This is a genomic window from Streptomyces sp. NPDC001027 (assembly GCF_040299045.1).
Taxonomy (GTDB): domain Bacteria; phylum Actinomycetota; class Actinomycetes; order Streptomycetales; family Streptomycetaceae; genus Streptomyces.
Genome location: NZ_JBEPBI010000562.1, coordinates 1 through 1,549 on the forward strand (window position 1 = coordinate 1; position 1,549 = coordinate 1,549).

Sequence of the window (1,549 nt, forward strand, 5' to 3'; positions counted from 1 at the left end):
CCCTCGGCGGCCCCGGGCCGCGCTGCGCGCTTGCAGCCGTCACACACATGCGGGCGGGAGTCCTTCGAGGCATCCCAGCCCTTCGCCTGTCCCTGCACCGCCCCCCACCGTTCGTCGGTGAACTCCGCCCCGCAGCCGGTGCAGACGCGACGACGGGCCTCCCGCTCGGCTGCCTGCTTCGCCGCCTGCCCCTGAGCCGCCCAGCCCGCCCGCGCCCGGAACTCCTCCTCCCCGACCCCGACCGCCACGCGGGCACAGGCACCGGCCACCTCACGGCGGGACTGCCGACCGCCTCCCGCAGGGGCTGCATGCGGCCGCGGCCGAAGCGGAGGAACACCGAGCCTTCCGGACCGTGCTCGCGCAGGTTCTTCAGCCCCGTCACGATGATCGGAATCCTCCCGTAGTAGTCGTGGAGGCCGGTATGCCGCCGCCCCTGCCACAGCTGACGGGTCAGCTCTTGCAGGCGGGGGAAGACGCGGTCGGGGTTGCGCTCGCCGATGCGGTTGAACACCAGCAGGACGGGCAGGCGCCTCTTGTCGCCGCACCAGGTGTCCGGCGCACTCCAGCGGGTGCGCCACACCGGGCGCGCCACCCGAACGGCTACACCTGCCACTCCCCCCGCCCGCGCTGACGACTGCCCAGCCGCACGGACCGCAGACGCCGAGCCCCGGCCCACCCCGGCCCCGGCCGGCCGGGTTGGGTCGTGGTGCGGCCGATGTGCGGCAGTGGTGCGGCCGTGGGTCAGCGGATCTCGTCCGGCTTGACCACGAGCCAGTTCTTGTCGGCGGTCACCGGCTGGCCGAGCTCCTCCTGCCGGGCCGCGTTCGCCTTCTGCATGTCCTGGATCTGCGTGAGGTACTTGTCCTTGCGGTTCACCCAGATCCTGACACCGCCGTGCTCCACGTCGGTGGACTGGAAGAGCATGGGGCCGTCGCTGACCGGAGTGTCGCCCGCGACCAGGATCGGCTTGCGCCACTGGTCGATGTACGTGCTGATGGCGGCGGGCTTGCCCTGGAACCAGGTCAGCGGGGCCCACAGGCTCGGGGTCAGCTTGTCGTCGGCCAGCTCACGCGGGTCGTAGCGGCCCTCGGAGATATCCTTGCGGGCGGTGGTGAGCTTCCCCGTGACCGGGTCCTTGAGCAGCATGGATACGCCGATCACGTTCTGGGGCTCGGCGCCGTAGCCGTGTGCGGGGTCGGACAGGACGTCCCGGACCAGCTCCTCGCCGGCGGCGCTGACGACGTAGACCTCGATGCCGTTGTCCCGCAGGACGTGGTACAGCTCCTGCATGCCCCGGTAGAACTGCGGCGGCTGCACCTGGGTCTGCGTCAGCCGGTCACCGTCGTAGTACTCGGCCGGGACGGGCTTGCCGTACGCCAGGAGGTCGTCGACGTACCCCTTGAGCTGCTTCAGCGTGAATCCGGAGAAGACCTGGGCGACCCAGGGGTAGCAGACCTGGTCGTCGATCTCGCAGAGCCGGTTGTAGTAGCTGTAGAGGCTCTCCTTGTGGTGCTTCGTGTCCTTGAAGGGGATGAGCCTCAGGGACGGG

1 protein-coding gene and 1 pseudogene are annotated in these 1,549 nt (G+C 70.6%); both read right to left on the minus strand.

The window, feature by feature from the left end; translation table 11 throughout:
• Positions 1 to 248, minus strand: a pseudogene (locus tag ABT300_RS43900) (hypothetical protein); the annotation flags it as partial.
• A 493-nt stretch (positions 249 to 741) separates the two neighbouring features.
• On the minus strand, positions 742 to 1,549 hold an 808-nt coding region (locus tag ABT300_RS43905), incomplete at its 5' end, for an HAD family hydrolase (RefSeq protein ID WP_351688746.1).